The organism is Cytobacillus firmus NBRC 15306 (assembly GCF_001591465.1).
Taxonomy (GTDB): domain Bacteria; phylum Bacillota; class Bacilli; order Bacillales; family Cytobacillaceae; genus Cytobacillus; species Cytobacillus firmus.
Genome location: NZ_BCUY01000005.1, coordinates 65303 through 82096 on the forward strand (window position 1 = coordinate 65303; position 16794 = coordinate 82096).

The 16794-nt window shown below is 41.6% G+C and carries 15 protein-coding genes; 13 read left to right on the forward strand and 2 right to left on the reverse strand.

Annotated elements, in window-relative coordinates; translation table 11 throughout:
* The first annotated feature begins 90 nt into the window (after window positions 1-90).
* From folD to spo0A, 10 genes are all read left to right on the forward strand, one after another.
* On the forward strand, window positions 91-948 hold the full coding sequence (gene folD / locus BFI01S_RS02715) for a bifunctional methylenetetrahydrofolate dehydrogenase/methenyltetrahydrofolate cyclohydrolase FolD (RefSeq protein WP_061791220.1): 858 nt from the start codon (window positions 91-93) through the stop codon (window positions 946-948).
* Between the two features lie 98 nt (window positions 949-1046).
* Window positions 1047-2387, forward strand: coding sequence for an exodeoxyribonuclease VII large subunit (gene xseA / locus BFI01S_RS02720; protein WP_061791221.1), 1341 nt, complete (start codon window positions 1047-1049; stop codon window positions 2385-2387).
* Between the two features lie 5 nt (window positions 2388-2392).
* Window positions 2393-2626, forward strand: a complete 234-nt coding sequence (xseB, locus tag BFI01S_RS02725) for an exodeoxyribonuclease VII small subunit (protein WP_048008230.1) — start codon at window positions 2393-2395, stop codon at window positions 2624-2626.
* 2 nt (window positions 2627-2628) lie between these two features.
* Window positions 2629-3522, forward strand: a complete 894-nt coding sequence (locus BFI01S_RS02730) for a polyprenyl synthetase family protein (protein ID WP_061791222.1) — start codon at window positions 2629-2631, stop codon at window positions 3520-3522.
* A 370-nt stretch (window positions 3523-3892) separates the two neighbouring features.
* Window positions 3893-5785 carry a 1-deoxy-D-xylulose-5-phosphate synthase gene (dxs, locus tag BFI01S_RS02740; protein WP_061791224.1) on the forward strand — a complete coding sequence of 631 codons (1893 nt, stop codon included), beginning with the start codon at window positions 3893-3895 and terminating at the stop codon, window positions 5783-5785.
* Window positions 5786-5788: 3 nt separating this feature from the next.
* Window positions 5789-6634 carry a TlyA family RNA methyltransferase gene (locus BFI01S_RS02745; protein ID WP_061791225.1) on the forward strand — a complete coding sequence of 282 codons (846 nt, stop codon included), beginning with the start codon at window positions 5789-5791 and terminating at the stop codon, window positions 6632-6634.
* A 172-nt stretch (window positions 6635-6806) separates the two neighbouring features.
* Window positions 6807-7256 carry a transcriptional regulator AhrC/ArgR gene (ahrC, locus tag BFI01S_RS02750; RefSeq protein WP_009332889.1) on the forward strand — a complete coding sequence of 150 codons (450 nt, stop codon included), beginning with the start codon at window positions 6807-6809 and terminating at the stop codon, window positions 7254-7256.
* Window positions 7257-7346: 90 nt separating this feature from the next.
* Window positions 7347-9029 (forward strand): DNA repair protein RecN, encoded by a 1683-nt coding sequence (recN, locus tag BFI01S_RS02755; RefSeq protein ID WP_061791226.1) that lies wholly within the window; start codon window positions 7347-7349, stop codon window positions 9027-9029.
* Between the two features lie 182 nt (window positions 9030-9211).
* Window positions 9212-10501, forward strand: coding sequence for a SpoIVB peptidase (gene spoIVB, locus BFI01S_RS02760; protein WP_061791227.1), 1290 nt, complete (start codon window positions 9212-9214; stop codon window positions 10499-10501).
* Between the two features lie 312 nt (window positions 10502-10813).
* Window positions 10814-11602: a sporulation transcription factor Spo0A gene (gene spo0A / locus BFI01S_RS02765; protein ID WP_048008223.1), complete on the forward strand. Its 789-nt coding sequence runs from the start codon at window positions 10814-10816 to the stop codon at window positions 11600-11602.
* Between the two features lie 121 nt (window positions 11603-11723).
* Here the strand turns inward: spo0A and BFI01S_RS22200 are convergent, their stop codons facing one another.
* Together BFI01S_RS22200 and BFI01S_RS02770 are read right to left on the reverse strand one after the other, a co-directional pair.
* Window positions 11724-11864: a YycC family protein gene (locus BFI01S_RS22200; RefSeq protein ID WP_082138922.1), complete on the reverse strand. Its 141-nt coding sequence runs from the start codon at window positions 11862-11864 to the stop codon at window positions 11724-11726.
* 20 nt (window positions 11865-11884) lie between these two features.
* Window positions 11885-12118, reverse strand: a complete 234-nt coding sequence (locus tag BFI01S_RS02770; RefSeq protein WP_061791228.1) for a DUF2627 domain-containing protein — start codon at window positions 12116-12118, stop codon at window positions 11885-11887.
* 153 nt (window positions 12119-12271) lie between these two features.
* Between BFI01S_RS02770 and BFI01S_RS02775 the strand changes: the two genes are divergently transcribed.
* The 3 genes from BFI01S_RS02775 to bcd all read left to right on the forward strand — a co-directional run bounded on the left by BFI01S_RS02775 (window position 12272) and on the right by bcd (window position 16620).
* Complete coding sequence (locus tag BFI01S_RS02775; RefSeq protein WP_061791229.1) at window positions 12272-14335, forward strand: sigma-54 interaction domain-containing protein; 2064 nt, start codon at window positions 12272-12274, stop codon at window positions 14333-14335.
* Window positions 14336-14540: 205 nt separating this feature from the next.
* Entirely contained in the window at window positions 14541-15443 is a 903-nt protein-coding gene (yqiS, locus tag BFI01S_RS02780; protein ID WP_061791230.1) for a phosphate butyryltransferase, read from the forward strand.
* An 82-nt stretch (window positions 15444-15525) separates the two neighbouring features.
* Complete coding sequence (bcd, locus tag BFI01S_RS02785) at window positions 15526-16620, forward strand: branched-chain amino acid dehydrogenase (protein WP_061791231.1); 1095 nt, start codon at window positions 15526-15528, stop codon at window positions 16618-16620.
* The last annotated feature ends 174 nt before the right edge of the window (window positions 16621-16794 follow it).

Here is a 16794-nt window from a genome sequence, read left to right on the forward strand (position 1 = left end):
CATACACTGGATATGCTGGCACTTTCTAGATGCAAGCAAGCCGGCAGTCCTTATCAAAGGCGCTTTCGAGTTTCTGATAGGGGGATACAAATGGCTGCAGAATTAATAGATGGAAAAGAAATTGCAAGAAAGAAACAGGATCGTATCGGTGCTGAAGTGCAAAAGCTTAAGGCAGAAGGAGTCACGCCAGGATTGGCTGTTATTTTAGCTGGGGATAATCAGGCATCCAGAACGTATGTGAATAACAAGCAGAAAACCTGCAATAAGCTGGGCATGTATTCTATGCTTATTGAACTTCCCGAAAGTGTCAGCGAACAAGAGCTTATCAGAAAAATCACTGAGTTAAACAAAAGTGATGCAATCCATGGAATCCTGGTCCAGCTGCCGCTCCCAAGCCATATTAATGAAAAAGCCATCATCGAGACCATATCTCCTGAAAAAGATGTGGATGGATTCCATCCCATAAATATCGGCAGGATGATGACAGCTCAGGATGCCTATATCCCATGTACTCCTGCAGGGATCATTGAAATGCTTGAAAGCATCGGGGCGGACATTTCCGGAAAGCATGTAGTGGTTATTGGCAGAAGCAACATTGTAGGTAAACCTGCAGGGCAGCTGTTTCTTAATAAAGATGCAACTGTCACCTACTGTCACTCGAAAACAGCTAATCTAAAGGAATATACAAAGCGGGCAGATATTCTGGTGGCAGCAGCAGGTAAAGCCAATTTAATTATGGAGGACCATGTTAAAAATGGTGCAATCGTGATTGATGTGGGCATGAATCGAAATGCGGCAGGAAAGCTTTGCGGCGATGTTGATTTCGAGACAGTTAAGCACAAAGCAGGGTATATTACTCCTGTTCCGGGCGGAGTGGGGCCGATGACTATTACCATGTTAATGCATAACACATTAAAGGCAGCAAAGTATTCTATAAGCAAAATCTAAAATTCCTGGCCACCATAGATGCAAAATCTGTCCATTTCCATTATCGTGTTATTGCTTTGCAAGAGGTGCAATGCGACTTCTGCATAAAGGAGATTGTTATGAAGGAACAGCAGTATCTGACAGTTCACGCACTGACCAAATACATAAAAAGAAAATTTGACGCCGACCCTCATTTACAAAATATTTTGGTTAAGGGAGAAATCTCAAACTTTAAACAGCACTCAAGCGGCCATATGTATTTCACTTTAAAGGATGAGAAAGCCAGAATTTTAGCTGTAATGTTTGCAGGAAATGCGAGATCCATGAAATTCAGGCCGGAGAACGGCATGAAAGTATTAGTTCGCGGAGCGATTTCCGTTTATGAATCCAGCGGGCAATATCAAATGTATGTACAGGAAATGCAGCCGGACGGGGTTGGTGAGCTCTATCTGGCATACGAGCAGCTTAAAGAGAAACTGGAGAAAGAAGGATACTTTTCGTCTGCATATAAAAAAAATATCCCGCGTTATCCACGTACAGTTGCTGTTATCACATCCCCTACTGGTGCGGCAATCAGAGATATTTTGACAACGCTCAAAAGACGCTATCCAATCGCGAACATACTTATATACCCTGCGCTTGTCCAGGGTAACCAGGCAGCTCCGTCGATTGTGAAAGCGATAAAGGATGCAAATGCCTCCAGGGAAGCGGATGTCTTAATTATCGGCAGAGGCGGAGGTTCCATTGAAGAGCTTTGGGCCTTTAATGAAGAAGCTGTGGCAAGGGCCATATTCAAGTCGGAAATACCTGTAATATCAGCTGTTGGCCATGAAACAGATTTTACAATAGCCGATTTTGTTGCAGATTTAAGGGCTCCAACCCCAACGGGAGCTGCTGAATTGGCAGTCCCGCATATTGATGATTTGTCAGAAAGGCTTTTTAACAGGCAATCAAGGCTGATAAGAGCGATGAAGGAACAAATTGCACTGCAAAATGAACGGCTTCTAAGGGTACAGAAATCCTATGCTTTCAGATTCCCCCAAAAATTGTATGAACAAAAACTGGAACAGCTTGACAAAGTCACCGAACAGCTGCTGCGGGGATCAAAGAGGCTGCATGATTTAAAGCAGGAACAGGCTGATATCCTGCAAAAAAGGCTGGTTCGTAGTCACCCCGGTCAGCTGATGGATCAGGCAAAAGAAAAACATGATCGGCTGCATAAGCTTTTAAACAAAACAATGGCAAATACCCTGGCTGCAAAAGAAAAGGATTTTGCGAGAGTTATTTCAACCCTTGAGGCGCTCAGTCCTCTCAAAATCATGGATAGAGGCTATAGCCTTGCTTATACAGAAAAGGAATCCCTGGTAAAGACTGTGTCTCAGGTTAAAGTGAATGATATGTTAAAATTGAAGGTATCTGATGGAACTATTGAATGCCGGGTAACGGATATTGAGGAGTGAATGGCATGGCGGATGAAAAGCAGCTTTCATTTGAGCAAGCGATGGAAGAACTTGAAGTGATTGTGGAAAAGCTTGAAGAGGGCGATGTTCCTCTTGAGGAGGCTATTAATATTTATAAAAAGGGCATGGAGCTTTCAAAATTATGCCATGATAAGCTTAAAAATGTGGAATCACAGCTTACGGAAATACTGACGGAAGATGGCCGAAAAACGAACTTCGCCATTCCGGAGGAGGAATAATCTTGCAGCAGCAATCCTTAAGTTCTTTCTCTGAATTGCATAAGCGAAAACTGGAAATTCATTTAAAAGAATATGTACATAAATTGAATGCTCCACCTGAAATCAAGGAAGCGATGAATTATTCACTTGAAGCCGGAGGAAAGCGGATCAGGCCGATGCTGTTATTTGCCACATTGGCTGCTTTTGGCGAAGATACGGCAAAAGGGTTATGGACTGCGGCGGCAATCGAAATGATCCATACCTATTCGCTCATTCACGATGACCTGCCAAGTATGGATAATGACGATTTAAGAAGAGGTAAACCGACTAACCATAAAGTATATGGAGAAGCTTTTGCCATCCTGGCAGGCGATGCCTTGCTCACATACAGCTTCCAAACCATTGCGGAAACCCCGGACGAATTTGCTTCAGCCGAAACCAGGCTGTCTTTAATTAAAGTGCTTTCAAAAGCTGCAGGTGCTGAAGGGATGGTTGGAGGCCAGGCAGCAGACATTAAAGGAGAGGGCAAACAGCTGGACTTAGAGGACCTGGAGTATATCCACGTGCATAAGACCGGCAAATTGCTGGAATGCAGTGTGGTTTCAGGTGCTATTTTGGCAAATGCCAATGAAGACACGATTCAGGCACTATCCCATTTTGCTTATCATCTGGGACTTGCTTTTCAAATCAGGGATGACATTCTCGACCTTGAAGGAACAGAAGAGATAATCGGGAAGCCCGTTGGCAGTGATGAATCAAAAAATAAAAGCACCTATCCAGCACTTCTTACAATGAACGGCGCGAAAGAGGCGCTCGAATACCATATCAGATCTGCAAAAGAGAAGCTGAAGGAAACAGGCCTTCAAACAGAGCTGCTGGAAGAAATAACAGATCTAATTGCAAACAGGGACCACTAATTTCTATTTTACATACTCATAATCTCAATGATCAGGGCACAAAAATGTATGAAGAAGAAACGATGGTTTTGCCGCTGTACTATTTGTACCAGCGGCATTTGCTGTTTAATAAAATGATGGTCTTCGATGTGTATATTTTGGTATGATAGGAATTGCTGCCGGGAGTCTTTCCACAGAATGCCTGGCCGGAGTGAGAGACTGTTTAAAATGAAAAGCATTTGGAAAATCTCCTGTAATAAGGTAATCTTAAGATATTATCTTTTAGACAGGCTGGACGTCGTAATAAACAGACTTTGTTTAGTAATAAACATGATTGCAAAATATACGTAAAAAACGGACGAATAAGAAACGAAAGTGAGTGGTCCGCAGTATGGATCTGTTATCAATTAAAGACCCTTCCTTTTTAAAAGGGCTCTCGAATAAAGAATTGGAAAGTCTCAGTCAGGATATCCGCACTTTCCTGATTGAAAAGCTATCAGGCACTGGGGGACATATTGGCCCTAATCTTGGAGTTGTTGAGCTGACTGTTGCATTGCATAAATGTTTTGACAGTCCGAAGGATAAAATTATCTGGGATGTCGGACATCAGTCATACGTTCATAAAATCCTTACTGGCCGTGCGTGCCAATTCGATACTCTTAGGCAATATAAAGGTCTTTGCGGCTTTCCAAAGATGATTGAAAGCGAGCATGATGTATGGGAAACGGGTCATAGCTCTACTTCTTTATCTGCCGCGATGGGAATGGCCATTGCAAGAGATTTGAAAAAAGAGAGCAATTATGTCATTCCCGTTATAGGGGATGGTGCCTTAACAGGCGGAATGGCATTAGAAGCCTTAAATCATATCGGCCATGAAAAAAAAGATATGATCGTCATATTGAATGATAATGAAATGTCGATTGCTCCTAATGTAGGTGCCCTGCACAATGTACTCGGAAGGTTAAGGACTGCAGGCAAATATAATTGGGTAAAAGATGAACTTGAATATTTATTAAAAAAGGTTCCGGCAGTCGGCGGCAAATTGGCTTCAACTGCTGAAAGACTGAAAGACAGCCTAAAGTATCTGTTTGTGTCAGGCATGTTCTTCGAAGAATTAGGCTTTACCTATTTGGGGCCTGTCGATGGGCATAACTATGAAGCTTTATTTGAGAACCTTGCTTATGCCAAAAAAACAGAAGGCCCGGTGCTTCTCCATGTTATAACGAAAAAAGGGAAAGGCTATAACCCTGCAGAAAACGACAGGATTGGCACTTGGCACGGTACAGGCCCTTATAAAATGGAAACAGGGGACTTTGTGAAACCTGCAGCTGCGCCGCCTGCATGGAGCAAACTTGTGTCAGAAACCGTCAGGGAACTTGCGAGAGAAGATGAAAGAATTGTTGCAATCACTCCAGCAATGCCTGTTGGTTCGAAGCTTGAAGGCTTTGCAAGTGAATTTCCGGATCGAATGTATGATGTCGGTATTGCCGAACAGCATGCAGCAACAGTAGCTGCAGGCCTGGCAACGCAAAACATGAAGCCGTTCCTTGCTATTTATTCTACTTTCCTGCAGCGTGCTTATGATCAGGTCGTACACGATATTGCACGCCAGAATTTGAATGTATTTATTGGAATCGACCGGGCAGGGCTTGTTGGTGCAGATGGGGAAACCCATCAGGGTGTATTCGATATCGCATTTTTAAGGCATTTGCCGAATATGGTTCTGATGATGCCAAAGGATGAAAATGAAGGCCAGCATATGGTGAAAACAGCCATTGAATATAACGATGGCCCAATCGCCATGCGGTTCCCGCGCGGAAATGGCATCGGGGTGCCTATGGACACAGAACTTAAAGCTATTCCAATTGGAACATGGGAAGTTCTGCGCGATGGCAGCGATGGAGCAATTTTAACCTTTGGGACAACCATTCCAATGGCATTGAAGGCAGCTCAACTCCTGGAAAAACAAGGACACTCCATTAAAGTCATTAATGCAAGGTTCATTAAGCCAATTGATGTAAAGATGCTGCATGAATTGTTCGCAGCGAATATGCCTATTCTTACGATAGAAGAAGCTGTACTGCAGGGGGGCTTTGGAAGTGCAATACTTGAATATGCACACGAGCATGGCTTCCATCATTCCGAAATAGACCGTATGGGGATACCTGACACATTTATTGAACATGGCAGTGTAAATGAACTATTGGAAGAAATCGGGATGACTGTAGACGATGTTGTGGAAAGAATGGGAAAACTGGCAAGAAAAAAACAAAAAAGGGCTTAAAAAATGAAAACAAAGAAAGAACGATTAGATGTTTTATTAGTTGAAAGAGGCCTTGCTGAAACGAGAGAAAAAGCGAAGAGGGCTGTTATGGCTGGTTTGGTGTTCAGCAATGAAAGCAGGCTGGATAAACCGGGAGAGAAGGTAAGTGAAGACATTCCGCTGACAATCAAGGGAAAGGTCATGCCATATGTCAGCCGCGGAGGATTAAAGCTTGAGAAAGCTCTGAAGGTTTTTGATTTAGAAATCAAAGGCAAGATCCTCCTTGACATTGGCTCCTCAACCGGCGGCTTTACTGATTGTGCTCTGCAGAATGGCGCCAAAATGTCCTATGCTTTGGATGTCGGATATAATCAGCTTGCCTGGAAATTAAGGCAGGATGAACGGGTTGTTGTCATGGAAAGGACCAATTTCCGGTATGTAACTCCAGCAGACCTTTCAGCGGGTATGCCTGATTTTGCTTCCATAGATGTTTCGTTCATCTCTCTAAAGCTTATATTGCCGGTATTAAAAACACTGCTAGTTCCTGGCAGTGACACAGTTGCTTTAGTGAAACCGCAATTTGAAGCCGGACGGGAGCAAGTTGGAAAAAAGGGAATTGTCAGAGATCCAAAAATACATGAAGCCGTCCTTGATAAAATAATCGAATTTGCTTTGGGTCTTGGCTATGATGTCAAAGACGTTTCCTATTCACCCATTACCGGCGGTGACGGCAACATAGAATTTCTCCTCCATCTGTATTGGTCCGGCAGGAAAGAAGAAGGGGAAAACCTCCTTAAAGCCCAGACAGGTGATGTTGTAAAAGAAGCCCACGCCGAATTGAAAACGAAGCATGTTAAAGAAGAGGGATAGGCTGATGCCTGTTCCTTTTTTTAAAGGAATTTGTCGAGATAGGACGAATTATAATAATAATATACGGGAAAATTGTACTTTATTGAGAAAATCAGCTAACATTAAAGTACAACACACTATAAATTAATTTTTTTCTGCCTGCTTTCAAGCGGCTGATTATAGAGGTGAAAAAATGAATAAAGGGCAAAGACATATTAAGATACGCGAAATTATTACTAATAATGATATCGAAACACAGGATGACCTGGTGGATGAATTGAAAAACGCGGGGTTTAATGTTACCCAGGCGACAGTCTCAAGAGATATTAAAGAGCTTCACCTGGTAAAAGTTCCTTTAATGGACGGCAGATATAAATACAGTCTTCCAGCTGATCAGCGTTTCAATCCGCTGCAAAAGCTTAAAAGAAATTTAATGGATGCCTTTGTTAGAGTGGACACTGCAGGACATCTCCTTGTAATGAAGACTCTTCCTGGGAATGCCATGGCTATAGGCGCACTTATAGATAACCTTGACTGGGAAGAGATTTTGGGGACAATCTGCGGGGATGACACATGCCTGATCATTTGCAAAACCCCTGAAGACACTGAAGCCATTTCAAACCGTTTTCTTGAAATGCTATAGATAATTTTTTCTAGCTCAAGACGCGCCTGCCCCCCTCGAGGTGTCCCGGCTGGCAAGGCGCTTCTGCTTTTTTCTAATGAGGTGATAAGTTTGTTAAATGAAATAACCATACGAAATTTTGCTATAATCGAAGCCCTTTCTGTCTCATTTGAAAAGGGCTTAACTGTTTTAACTGGTGAAACAGGAGCAGGGAAGTCCATTATTATCGATGCTATTCACTTGCTGGCTGGAGGCAGGGGGTCTGCAGAATTTGTCAGGCATGGTGAAGATAAGGCTGAATTAGAGGGGCTTTTTATCCTGGATGATCCTAAGCACCCCTGCTATAAACGAACAGCAGAATTTGGGATAGAGATTGAAGATGGAATGATTGTTCTCCGCAGAGATATATCAAAGTCAGGAAAAAGCATCTGCAGAGTGAATGGAAAACTGGTCACTATTTCTGTTTTGAGGGAAATCGGAAGTTCACTTATTGATATACACGGTCAGCACGAACATCAGGAACTAATGAATGAAACCTTGCATCTTCCTCTCCTCGATCAGTTTGGAGGACAAAAAATTTCTGCTTCCCTTACTGAATACCAGGATATCTACAGGTTATATGAAAGCACTTTGAAAAAGCTTAAGAATTTAAGTGAGAATGAACAGCAAATGGCTCACCGGCTTGATTTGATCCAATTTCAGCTTGATGAAATCCAGTCGGCACAGCTGAAACTGAATGAAGATGAGGATCTGATTGAAGAAAAGAGAAAGCTGTCCAATTTTGAACGGATTTTTGATTCTGTTCAGTCTGGCTATAATGCTCTTCAAGGAGAGCAAAAAGGGCTCGATTGGATTGGGATGGTTATGGGGTATATGAATGATGCCGCGGAATTGGACCCATCATATAAAGAAATAGCGGAAAATGTGGCAAACAGCTTCTATTTGCTTGAAGATGCAGCCAGTTCACTCCGCAATGAAATGGACTTTATGGAATATGATCCCCAAAGGCTTAATGAAATCGAAAACAGGCTGAATGAAATTAATGGGTTAAAAAGAAAATATGGAAAAACGGTTGAAGAAGTGCTGGAATACGCCGCAAAAATAGAAGAAGAAATTGAAACCCTGCAAAATAAAGAAACCCATATTGATAAGCTGCAAAAGGAAGTAGCTGCCCTGAAAAAAGACCTTATGGTTGAAGGGGAAGAACTGAGCCAGCTGCGGAAAAAATCTGCCCTGAAACTTACGAAGTTAATTCATAAAGAGCTTAAGGAATTATACATGGAAAAAACAGTTTTTGAGGTAAGATTCTTTTCTGATCCCGAAGTCCTTCTGAAAAATGGCATTGACAGAGCGGAATTCTATATTTCCACCAATCCGGGAGAACCGCTCAAGCCTCTGTCTAAGATTGCATCGGGAGGGGAATTATCCCGAATCATGCTTGCCTTGAAGAGTATTTTCTCAAAACATCAAGGTGTTACAAGTATTATCTTCGATGAAGTGGATACAGGCGTGAGCGGAAGAGTGGCACAAGCTATCGCGGAAAAGATTCATCATGTTTCCGTGGATTCACAAGTGCTTTGCATCTCTCACCTGCCACAGGTTGCAGCGATTGCAGATACTCATTTATTTATTGCTAAAAACACGAATGAAGGACGGACCAAAACTACAGTGAAGCCTCTGAATGAAGAAGAGAAGATAAAAGAAATCAGCCGTATGATTTCTGGAGTGGAAATAACCGATTTGACGAAAGAGCATGCAAAAGAGCTGCTGCATATGGCTAAACAGCTGAAATAATTATGACCCAATATCCGGTGTGTGCCCTTAAGCTGCGCAGCGAGATCTAATACCTTGAAAAGCTATCCAAAGCAGGATAGCTTTTTTTATGTCACTGGCAGTTATAAATGCGATCGATGCAGGCAAAATTAAAGATGTAGCCATTTGACGTGGATGGACTAGAAGCGAGGAGAGTGAAAAATTTGACATATGATGTTTTGCGCAAAATAATTGGTGGAATTCTCCTTGTTTCATTAATTGCTTTAGGTTTTTCCAAGCCTGTTCAGGAATATTTGCAAATACCTGCAAATATTACCCTTTTTGAAGGGCAGCAGCTGGATATTGCAAAGGCAGAAGCAGTGTCAGCCGGGCTGTCCATAGATAATACAAGTGTTGCACTTAAAGAAGATAACCATTCGATTTTGCTTTCAGCAAAAGAAAATGGAAAAAATGAAATGCTTCTCGAACTGGCAGGTTTTCCGATAAAGAAGGTTGATGTAAATGTCTTAAAAGATTTTAAAGTAATTCCAGGAGGCCAATCAATCGGGGTTAAACTAAATACAGTAGGTGTGTTAGTAGTGGGGCACCATCAGGTTAATACGGCTGAAGGAAAAGCTTCGCCAGGCGAAACGGCCGGGATTAAAATCGGAGATATCATTACAGAAATCAATGGCAAGAAAATTGAAAAGATGTCAGATGTTGCCCCTTTTGTTCAAGAAGCAGGCAAAAGCGGCAACCCGCTCCAAATCATTTTAAGCCGTGAAAGCGGAAAGGTGAAAACGGAGCTGACTCCTCTTAAAGAAAACGGGGAAGAAACCTATAAGCTTGGATTATATATACGTGATTCAGCAGCAGGCATTGGGACGATGACATTCTATCACCCGGAATCGAAAAAGTATGGAGCACTCGGACATGTTATTTCCGATATGGATACGAAAAAACCCATTGTTGTTGAAGACGGCCAAATTGTAAGATCGACTGTTACTTCCATTGAAAAAGGAAGTAATGGCAATCCAGGCGAAAAACTTGCACGATTTTCCTCAGACAAAGAAATAATCGGGAATATTGTCAGGAACAGTCCTTTCGGAATTTTTGGGGAATTAAACAGGGATATGAAAAATGGGATCTTTGACAAACCGATGCCAATAGCACTATCCCATCAGGTGAAAGAGGGAGCTGCTCAAATATTGACTGTAGTTGACAATGATGAAGTACAATTGTTTGATATTGAAATTGTCAGCACGATTCCGCAAAAGTTTCCGGCAACAAAAGGAATGGTCATAAAAGTGACGGATCAGAAGCTCCTCGATAAAACAGGCGGCATTGTCCAGGGGATGAGCGGAAGCCCGATTATACAGGATGGCAGAATTATTGGAGCGGTAACGCACGTATTTGTAAATGATCCTACTTCAGGATATGGTGTTCATATCGAATGGATGCTGAATGAAGCGGGGATCAATATATATGAAAAAGCAGAAGAAAAAGCATCCTAATAAGGGAATGGATCAAATAAAAAGGCGGGGAAATCCCGTCTTTTTGATTTTTTATGTTAAAATGACGATAATTAAAGATTTTTCGACAAGTATACACGTATTGTAAAGAGTATGGCGAAACTAGTCGAAAACAGAAGAAAACCAAAGAAAAAATGAGATTTCGGTGGTTTTTTAAGAAAATTTCAAAAAAGTAGAGGAATTTTTGTTGCATTGTCGAATTTCTCATTTAGAATAGAAAATAGAAATCATAAAAAGAGCGTGTTCAAATGAACATTCATTAAAGAGACCATAATGGGCCGAGGAGGAAAGTAAGTGAAGAAAATAAAAGTTTGTGTTGTGGATGATAATAGGGAGCTGGTCGGGCTTTTAGAGGAATATATATCTTCTCAGGAGGATATGGAAGTTGCGGGTGTTGCACATAATGGACAGGATTGCCTCGACATTTTAGAGCAGACACAGCCTGATGTTCTTGTGCTGGATATCATCATGCCTCACTTGGATGGACTTGCTGTACTCGAGAAAATGAGAGAATTAAATTTGAATGCACTTCCTAATGTAATTATGCTTACTGCATTCGGCCAGGAGGATGTCACCAAAAAGGCAGTGGATTTAGGAGCATCTTACTTTATTCTTAAACCATTTGATATGGACAATTTGGCAAGCCATATCCGTCAGGTCAGCGGAAAATCCAGCTCTTTTCTCCGCAAACCCGTTCCATCTTACCGTCCCCAGGCAGAAGCAAAGCCGAAGAACCTGGATGCCAGCATCACCAGCATCATCCATGAAATTGGCGTTCCTGCCCATATTAAAGGATACTTATATCTTCGTGAAGCGATTTCAATGGTGTACAATGATATTGAACTTCTCGGTTCCATTACAAAAGTGCTGTACCCCGATATTGCTAAAAAGTTTAATACGACTGCAAGCCGGGTTGAGCGTGCGATCCGCCATGCGATTGAAGTTGCTTGGAGCCGCGGTAATATAGACTCGATTTCCTCTCTTTTCGGATATACAGTCAGCATGACCAAAGCAAAGCCGACAAATTCCGAGTTTATTGCCATGGTCGCTGATAAGCTTCGTCTTGAGCATAAGGCTTCTTGAAAGGGTAAGAACTTATAACAAAATTTTATTATTTTTTGCTGCGCTCCTAAAGGGGCGTTTTTTATTTTTTCTCAGGAAGTAAAAAAGGTTCAGTTTGAATGCTTCAAACTGAACCTTTTCTTTATTTGTTTTCTTCTTTCTCAAGCTCCATCATTTTTTGAATCAGGATATGCTGAGGCATGTGCATGATTTGCTCAAGAGGAAGATTAAGTTTTTCAGCGAGCTTTAATGCTGTTTCCGGTGATATCTGCAGCGGCTTCACTATTATCCCCCACTAACTTATTAAGATTTAAAACGATCCTGGACTTTGTTTCTTTTTCGGTCACGATAAAGAATAAATCCTGCGATGAAGCCAAGCCCTATAATCAAGAAAAGGAAACCTGACACAAATTGAAGCCATAAATAGGGAAATGGGCTTTGCAGGATGCCAAAGACCATATCTCTCATTAATTTTATCCCATACACAGCCAATATGCCCGGCAAGAGTAAAATTAATAAAGCAATTAGTCTAATCATAAAAAAATTCCCTTCAAATCGAGTTGCCTACCGAAATCATAAATCATTAAAGAAATTTGTCAAGTGCCTCTGCTATGCTAAAATAAAACATGAAGAATATTGCAGAAATTACTATCGGATGTGCAAGAATTTTCAATGAAAGCAGGAAAACCTATGCAAACAGTGATGATTGTCGGTGCAGGAAAAGGCGGTACCGCCATCCTTAAAATAATTAAAGAAACGGCAGTTTTGGATGTAAAAGCCATGGTGGATATCGATCCCGATGCCCAAGGACTTCAGCTTGCCAAAGAAAGCGGCATCCCAATCGGCACTGATTGGCGCCAGTTCATGGATCAGGATATTGACATCATTATTGAAGTTACCGGAAATGAGCAGGTATTTATCGACATCAGGGAAGCAAGAAGCAAAAATACAGTTCTAATACCTGGAAGTGTAGCTTTTTTAATCGCAAAATTACTTGAGGAAAAGGAAGAGCTGATTTCAAAATTCAGAAATGAAGCCTATAAGCATGACTTGATTTTTAATTCGACCGATGACGGAATGATTGTAATTAATAACCTCAATGAAATTATAGTCTTTAATCGCAGTGCGGAGAGAATGACAGGAATAAAGAGGAAAGATGCCTTAGGGAAAAAAATAAATGAAATCATTACAGACAGCATGCTTCCCAGAGTTATGGCGACAAGGAGAATTGAAGCGAATCAGGAAATGACTTTGGCTAATGGCCTGAAGATTATTACGACAAGAATCCCTATGCTCGGTGAAAATAATGAATTAATGGGTGCCTTTGCCGTTTTTAAGGATATTACAGAAGTTGTTTCACTTGCGGAAGAAATAACGAACTTGAAAGACATACAGACGATGCTTCAGGCAATTATTCAATCAAGTGAGGAGGCCATCTCCGTTGTTGATGAAAATGGGAAAGGGATTTTGATCAATCCGGCATACTCCAGGCTTACAGGTCTGGAGGAGGAAAAGGTAATCGGAAAGCCTGCTACAGCAGATATATCAGAAGGTGAAAGCGTTCATATGAAGGTCCTTCAAACGCGAAGAGCGATGAGAGGTGTGGCCATGAGGGTTGGTCCAAAGAGAAAGGATGTAATTGTAAATGTTGCGCCTGTTATTGTTGATGGGAAATTAAAAGGGAGTGTTGGTGTTATACACGACGTCTCGGAAATTCAAAATCTGAACCGTGAATTAAACCGGGCCAGACAGATTATTCGTACACTGGAAGCGAAGTATTCATTCGAGGATATAATTGGAACATCTGAAGAGATGACCATTGCAATCGAACAGGCAAGACTTGGAGCTAAAACTCCTGCCACAGTTTTGCTGAGAGGAGAGTCCGGGACAGGTAAAGAGCTTTTCGCCCACGCTATACATAATGCAAGCGACCGAAAATATAACAAGTTTATCAGGGTAAATTGTGCGGCATTATCAGAATCTCTTTTGGAAAGTGAATTATTCGGTTATGAAGAGGGGGCATTCTCGGGTGCAAAAAGAGGCGGCAAAAGAGGTTTATTTGAGGAAGCTGATAAAGGCAGTATTTTTCTTGATGAAATTGGCGAGCTGACAGCTAACACTCAGGCAAAGCTGCTCAGGGTTCTTCAGGAACATGAAATTACAAGAGTGGGAGGGACTAAGCCTATTACAATTGATGTTCGGATAATTGCCGCGACCAATGTCAATTTAGAAAAAGGAATTGCAGATGGCACCTTTAGGGAAGACTTATACTACAGGCTGAATAGAATGCCCATACATATTCCTTCATTAAGACGCAGGAAGGAGGATATTCCTTTGCTGTGCAGCAGACTTATTCAAAAGATAAACCAGGAATATGGGCGGAATGTAGAAGGTGTGACAGAAGAAGCTGTTGATAAGCTGATGGCCTATAATTGGCCGGGGAATGTGAGGGAACTCGATAATATCCTTGGCAGAGCCATCATTTTTATGAATTATAACGAAACGAAAATAGAAGAACGGCATATTCCGGATCTGGGTGCCAATAATCCATCACCGAGTATTGAAATAAGTGATGAAGCGCAAAATAAATCATTAACTCAAATGGTTGAGCAGTATGAGGCAAAGGTGATCAGGCAAACTCTTCAAAAGCTGGATGGAAATAAAACCAAGACAGCTAAAATGCTTGGACTCTCAGTCAGGAATCTTTACTACAAATTGGAGAAATACGAAATTGCAAAAGATTGCATGCAATAAATTTCATGGTGTGCAGTAAATTGCGTACTTTAGTTTAATGAATAAAGCGTTTTCACAGTATTTTAAAATTGGCACACTTCTTGCAAGTATAATAAACGGAAGAACATCAAGAAAAAGGCGTCGATTATTCTTAAGTTCCTAAACTTATCCACTGGTATCCGGGTGGGCAAGGCGCCTGCGCTTTTCATGTAAGGGGGTTGAACAGATGACATTGGATTCGCTTCTAACGAAAGCAACCCAATATGGTGAGAAAACGGTAGCCGTAGCTGCAGCGGAAGACGAAGAAGTTCTGGAAGCAGTAGCTGAAGCAATTAAGCTGAACTTAGCAAGCTTTTTATTGTTCGGGGATGAAGGGAAAATCCGTCAAATCCTGAACCAGAAGCATAGCGAAGCAGCTTTAAGCCCTAAAGTTGGAATTGTTCACACAGAATCGGCTGCGCATGCAGCGGAATTGTCAGTAAGGGCTGTGAAAGAACAGAAGGCCAATGTGCTGATGAAGGGGAATATCCCGACGGCAGGCATTTTAAAAGCTGTCTTAAATAAAGAATTTGGTTTAAGAACAGGAAATGTTTTATCACATGTGGCTGTTTTTGAGGTTCCGGGCTTTGAACGGTTTACAATCGTAACGGATGCAGCTATGAATATTGCACCAGATCTTAATCAAAAAGCACAAATACTGAAAAATGCAGTTCATATTGCAAGAAGCATAGGGATTGAAAATCCTCTCGCAGCTCCGATTGCTGCAGTAGAGGCGGTTAATCCTGCTATGCAGGCAACTTTGGATGCCGCAGCATTAACTCTTATGAACCAAAGAGGCCAGATTAAAGATTGTATAGTCGATGGTCCTCTGGCTTTGGACAATGCTATTTCTTTTGAAGCAGCTGAACATAAAGGAATCAAAAGCGAAGTTGCCGGACAGGCAGATATTTTATTGGTGCCGACTATAGAAGTTGGGAATGCTTTATATAAATCACTTGTCTACTTTGCGAAAGCTAAAGTAGGAGCTGTTATCGCAGGAGCCAAAGCGCCGATTGTTCTTACTTCAAGGGCGGATTCGGCAGAAAGCAAGGTTTATTCATTGGCATTAGCGATATGCTCAGCAAAGTAATAGCGCTGATATTTCAGCATTTTATATAAAAATATTATTCAAACGAACATAAATTTCTTATAATCCGGGGAGGAAATATAACATGGAAATCTTCAAATACTTAGAAACTTATGATTACGAACAAGTGGTGTTCTGCCAGGACAAACAATCAGGCTTAAAAGCTATTATTGCTATTCATGACACTACTTTAGGTCCTGCGCTTGGCGGTACACGCATGTGGACTTATGAATCTGAAGAGGCAGCTATTGAGGATGCACTGCGCCTAGCACGCGGCATGACTTATAAGAATGCAGCAGCAGGCTTAAACCTTGGGGGCGGTAAAACAGTTATTATCGGCGATCCGCGCAAAGACAAAAACGAAGAGATGTTCCGTGCTTTCGGACGTTATATCCAAGGATTAAATGGACGTTACATTACTGCAGAGGACGTAGGCACTACTGTAGCTGATATGGATCTGATCCATGAGGAAACAGATTATGTAACAGGTATTTCACCTGCCTTCGGTTCTTCAGGCAACCCTTCACCAGTTACAGCTTATGGCGTATACAGAGGAATGAAGGCAGCAGCAAAGGCTGCATTCGGGACTGACTCTCTGGAAGGCAAAACAATTGCCGTTCAGGGTGTTGGAAACGTTGCGTTCAATCTTTGCCGTCATCTGCATGAAGAAGGTGCACAGCTAATTGTAACGGATATTAATAAAGAAGCAGTTCAGCGTGCAGTTGAAGAGTTCGGTGCTAAAGCAGTTGAACCAAATGAAATTTATGGCGTTGAATGTGATATTTATGCACCATGTGCTTTAGGTGCAACGGTTAATGATGATACAATTCCTCAGCTGAAAGCAAAAGTAATTGCAGGAGCTGCCAACAATCAGCTTAAAGAGACCCGCCATGGTGATATAATCCATGAAATGGGCATTGTTTATGCACCTGACTATGTAATTAATGCAGGCGGAGTTATCAATGTTGCAGATGAGCTGTACGGATACAACCGTGAACGTGCAATGAAAAAAGTTGAAACTGTATACAACAATATTGAAAAAGTTATTGATATTGCTAAAAGGGATGGAATTCCGACATATAAAGCGGCTGACCGCATGGTTGAGGAAAGAATTGAAAGAATGCGTAATTCACGCGGACAATTCCTCCAAAACGGCCATCATATCCTGAGCCGCAGATAGGTTTTAGGAAAAAGGTGAATATAGCCTGTCTTTCCTGAAATGCAAAGCGCTGAATTAAGAATTCAGCGTCTTTGCCTTTAAAAGCAGAGTAGAAAAAATGCAGCGGCAGATTAAGTACCTGAGTAAGAGTATGCTTTTACAAGGGAGATTTCCGCTCTTTATGGAGGTTTAAAC